Raw genomic sequence first — 4,792 nt, 5'->3', positions numbered from 1 at the left:
GACTCGCCAGCACGACCGCCACACCCGGAAAGCACCCAAGAAAGCGGCCCCCACCAAAAAAGATGGGAGCCGCACACCGATGCCTCTTGACAAAAGTTCCCACATATCAGTTCCCGATCGGTGGGGCTACTTGGCCGGCGCCGCGCGCACGTGCATGCGCTCGCCCTGCGGCCCAAAGAGCGTCAGGAATTCCACACTGTCCGTTGCTGCGCGGCCGAACCAGTGCGGGGTGCGGGTATCGAACTCCGCAGCCTCGCCTTGTTTCAGCACAAAATCCCGCTCCCCCAGCACCACCCGCAGCTGGCCGCGGAGCACGTACATCCACTCGTACCCCTCATGGACCTTGGGCTCGGGCTGCGGCAGCGACGCGCCACCGGGCAGCAGGTGCTTGAACGCCTGCAGTCCGCCACCACCCCTGCTCAGCGGCACAATGGTTTGCCCGTTGCGTTTCATGGGGCGCAGGTGAATGCGCGGATCGCCGGTGGCAGGTGCACCCACCAGCTCATCCAGCGGAACCGCATAGGCCCTGGCCAACGGCAGCAGCAGTTCCAGGTTGGGCCGCCGCAACCCCGATTCCAACCGCGACAACGTGCTCACGGAAATCCCGGTGTCCGCAGCAAGGTCCGCCAACGTCCGGTTCCGCTGCAGCCGCAGCGCCTTGAGCCGTTGGCCAACACCGGACAGTACTTCCTCGGTTTCTTCGCTCATGGTTTGAGTTTGCCAGTTCGGCAACAAAGATTGCCACCCGAGACCGCCACGACACACGCTTGAGGGACCAAGAAATCAAGCAAAAGGCGGACACCATGCAAGACGTACTTATTATTGGCGGCGGCGCAGCCGGACTCAGCGCGGCACTCCTGCTGGGCCGCTCACGCCGTTCGGTGACAGTGATCGACTCCGGCCAGCCGCGCAATGCTCCCGCGGCGGGCGCGCACGGTTTTCTCACGCGCGACGGCGTTGCTCCCCTGGAGCTGACCCGTCTGGGTCGCGCCGACCTGGCTCCCTACGATGTGCGCGTTGCAGACGGGACTGTTGTCAGTGCCGAGCGCACGGACAACGGCTTCCGGGTTGCCTTGGCGGACGGCGCAACCTTTGAGGCGAAGCGCATTCTGGTCACCACTGGCCTGGTGGATGAACTCCCGGACATTGCCGGGCTGAGCGAACGCTGGGGCAAGGACCTGGCACACTGCCCCTACTGCCATGGTTGGGAAATCCAGGACCAGGCCATCGGTGTCATCGGGAACGGCACCTTCGCCGCCCACCAGGCGTTGCTGTTCCGCCAATGGTCGGCCAACATCACGCTGTTCCTGAACAACGCACCCCAGCCATCCGAGACAGAACTTGAGCAACTGGCCGCCCGAGGGATTCCCGTGGTCACCGGCGCCGTTGCCCAGATCCACAGCACGGACGACGCCGTGACCCAGGTTGAGTTGGAAGACGGCAGCAAGCATTCGGTTCAGGCCCTGACGGTGCAGTCGAGGGTGGTGGCCCGGGCCGGGTTCCTGTCGGGGCTTGGGCTGGTGCCCACCGCTAACCCGTTCGGCGCCACGATTGAATCGGATGAGACGGGGCTGACTTCCGTTCCCGGTGTGTGGGCCGCCGGCAATGTCACGGACATGAAGGCCACCGTTTTGGCCGCCGCCCAGGGCGGCGCGGCAGCAGCCGTGGCCATCAACATGGACATGATGGCGGAGGAACTGGCCGCAGCTGTGACGGCATACACAGGCTAAGCGGCAGATCAGATTACAAAAATGCCCCCGTTCCCACAGCCCACTCGGGCGGTGACAACGGGGGCATTTCACTGACAAATGATGATTGAGCCTGCCGAAATCTCGGTCTCGACGGGCTCGATCAGCAAAAAGCTACGGGCGCATGTCGCCGGTTTCGATGTAGCGCTGGTGCCAGGAAAGCGCCTCACCCAACAGGTGCGGTGTGTGCTTGCCGTAGGAGTCACGGGAAGCGCGCTCGAAGTAGTCTTCCAGCATGGGCTTGTAGTCCGGGTGGGCACACTTCTCAACAATCACGCGGGCACGCTGCTTCGGAGCCAGTCCGCGCAGGTCGGCAAGACCCTGCTCGGTAATCAGGATCATGGTGTCGTGCTCGGTATGGTCAACGTGGCTGGCCATCGGCACGATCCCTGAAATGGCCCCGCCCTTGGCGGTGGACGGGGACATGAACACGGACAGGAAACCGTTGCGGGCAAAGTCGCCGGAGCCGCCAATGCCGTTCATGACGTGTGAGCCGGCCACATGGGTGGAGTTCACGTTGCCGTAAATGTCGGCTTCGATCATGCCGTTCAGGGCAATGCAGCCCAGTCGGCGGATCAGCTCGGGGTGGTTGGAGATTTCCTGGGTGCGGAACACGATGCGCTCACGGTAGAAGTCAACGTTGCGGTTGAATTCCTCAATGCCCGCCTCGGACAGGGAGAAGGAGGTGGCGGAGGCAAAGTCCAGCGTGCCGTCCTTGATCAGTTCCAGCATTCCATCCTGGATGACCTCGGTGTACGCCTTCAGGCCGCGGTAGCCACCACGGGACAGGCCAGCCAGCACTGCGTTGGCAATGTTGCCCACGCCGGACTGCAGCGGCAGCAGTTTGTTGGTCATGCGGCCCTTGGAGATTTCGCCGTCCAGGAAGTCCAGCAGATGTGAGGCGATCTGGTTGGAGGCCTCATCGGGTGCCGCGAACGGGGAGTTGCGGTCCGGGGCGTCGGTCTCAACCACGGCAATGATCTTGTCCGCGTCAACGTGCAGGTACGGAACACCGATGCGGTCTTCGGGGTCAACCAACGCGATGGGCTTGCGGTGCGGGGGCAGCGCGGTGCCATAGTAGATGTCGTGCATGCCTTCCATGGCCGCCGACTGCCGGCTGTTGACCTCGATGATCACGGCGTCGGCCATGTCCAGCCAGGTCTTGTTGTTGCCCACGGACGACGACGGAATAAGGGTGCCGTCTTCACGGATGCCAACAACTTCGATGATGGCAATGTTGATGCCGCCGTAGAAACCGAACCAGGTGTGCTGGGCCACGTGGCTCAGGTGGATGTCCATGTAGTCGAGTTCGCCGTCGTTGATCCGCTTGCGCAGGGCCGGATCGGACATGTACGGCAGGCGCAGTTCCATGCCGCCCACCTTGGCGAGAACGCCGTCGAGCTCGGGGGCGGTGGAAGCGCCGGTGAGGACCTTGATCTTGAACGATTCGCCCTTGCTGTGCGCCTCCTCCATCTGGACCGCGAGTGCCTGCGGGACAGCCTTCGGGTAGCCGGCGCCAGTGAAACCGCTCATGGCTACAGTCATGCCGGGCTTAATCAGCGCCGCTGCCGCCTCGGCTGACATGCGCTTCTCCAACAACCCGGCGTGGCGGATACGATCGTTCACAGTGGTCCTCTTTCAAAGTTTTCCCGGGACATCCGTCAATGTCACCCAGACCACTATAGACGGTGACGCAGAATACACCCAGCTGGGTCTGCCGTCCAGAGTTTAGCCCCAAAAGTTGGACGACGGCGGCCGCCACGTTGGGCGCGCGGCGGCACGTTTCGGTGCGGCTCGGCAGCGTGAAAACACGTCACACCCCCGGCTGGGCGAGTGCCGCGGCAACCCCCTATTGTTCGGCGCCTCTCCGAGACCTGACACATGTGCCGGTGAAAATGCGTGCTTCGCGGGTGAGCTGTGGGGCCTGAATTGTTCCCTGCCGCTGGACTGCCCGCAGTCATTGTGTGACGGAGGAACGCCTTGTGGTGCGTGCGCAACGAACTGACGATCTCAGCCATTGCTGATAGAACTAGAGCATGACTGATGCATCCCGCCGCCCACGTGTCCACGGCGAAGAACTGCTCCCACCGCGTTCGCAGCTGGTGGGCACCCTGGTATCCCTGCTCGGCTGGGTTGTGGTCATTCTGCCCATGATTTTGATGGGGCTGCTGATCTTCTCCGCTGTTACCAACCCCGCAGGCGGCATGGCTACCGTTGGAAAGATTGCCCTGATGTTCCTGGGGGCTGTGTTGCTGTTGTGCATGATTGCAGCGCCGCACCTTTTGGGTCAGGCCGTCATTCACCGTGAGCGCGCAATGTGGCGCGCCGCCGCTGTCACGGGAATTCCCACGGTTGCCGTGATCGTGTACCTGATCTTCCGCTGGCTCAGCAACCTGGGCTAACTTGCCTCTTAGCGACGCCTACGACTTCACACTGTGGCGCTGGAGGCATGGAGGCATGGAGCCACCCTCCCCTCCAGTAGCTCGGAGAGGCCGCGGGATCATCATGACTCAGGGCTCCGGTCTGCGATCTAATAGATGCAAGGTCGTCGGCGCCGATTTGGTGATTTCTAGTCGCAAGAACCGCGAGATGTAGAGGGTCGTCGCGCCTAGGGCGACGTGTGACTTTGCATTAACCATATCGAGAATCGGACATGGAATGCGGCACGCAATTGTCCAAAAGCCCTAGACTTCAACGAACTCAGCCTACTGTCGCGGGGCTGTGTCCAGAGTCCTGCGACTATCAAATGTTTTAGCGTGGCCGATGAGATCACTTTCCCCCACGCCGCCCAAGCTGGCCGCACCACCCGCAAATCCCGGCCCATCGGAACAAAGAAATGGTCCGCCGAAATCGTCTGCATGATCACGTCCCTGTCACCAGCACCCGGAAAACCAGCCCATGCCGGCGCCCTGAACCGTGGCCACTGGCACGCCAAAACGGCCTCTACCACAGACGGTACGTGACCTGATGAGAGGACGCGAGCCAGATCTGACGCGGCAACTCATCTCGGCTCATGACCCCCTACGCAACACCGCCCCCCCCCC

Annotated in this window: 4 protein-coding genes; 2 read left to right on the top strand and 2 right to left on the bottom strand. The window is 62.6% G+C overall.

What is annotated here, in order from left to right:
* Positions 1–126: 126 nt before the first annotated feature.
* On the bottom strand, positions 127–708 hold the full coding sequence (locus ACX80Q_RS18590) for a helix-turn-helix domain-containing protein (protein ID WP_459332026.1): 582 nt from the start codon (positions 706–708) through the stop codon (positions 127–129).
* Between the two features lie 95 nt (positions 709–803).
* On the opposite strand from ACX80Q_RS18590, the gene ACX80Q_RS18585 reads away from it, so the two are divergent.
* The gene (locus ACX80Q_RS18585; RefSeq protein WP_459332025.1) at positions 804–1,730 is read left to right on the top strand and encodes an NAD(P)/FAD-dependent oxidoreductase; all 927 of its coding nucleotides are present in this window, start codon (positions 804–806) and stop codon (positions 1,728–1,730) included.
* Between the two features lie 132 nt (positions 1,731–1,862).
* Here ACX80Q_RS18585 and ACX80Q_RS18580 read toward each other — a convergent pair whose 3' ends face one another.
* Positions 1,863–3,374: an acetyl-CoA hydrolase/transferase family protein gene (locus tag ACX80Q_RS18580; RefSeq protein WP_459332024.1), complete on the bottom strand. Its 1,512-nt coding sequence runs from the start codon at positions 3,372–3,374 to the stop codon at positions 1,863–1,865.
* Positions 3,375–3,784: 410 nt separating this feature from the next.
* Between ACX80Q_RS18580 and ACX80Q_RS18575 the strand changes: the two genes are divergently transcribed.
* A complete protein-coding gene (locus tag ACX80Q_RS18575) occupies positions 3,785–4,150 on the top strand; it encodes a hypothetical protein (protein WP_459332023.1) in 366 nt (121 codons plus the stop codon).
* Positions 4,151–4,792 lie beyond the last annotated feature (642 nt).

Source organism: Arthrobacter sp. HLT1-20, from assembly GCF_054510895.1.
This window is presented reverse-complemented; position numbering and strand designations above follow the sequence as displayed.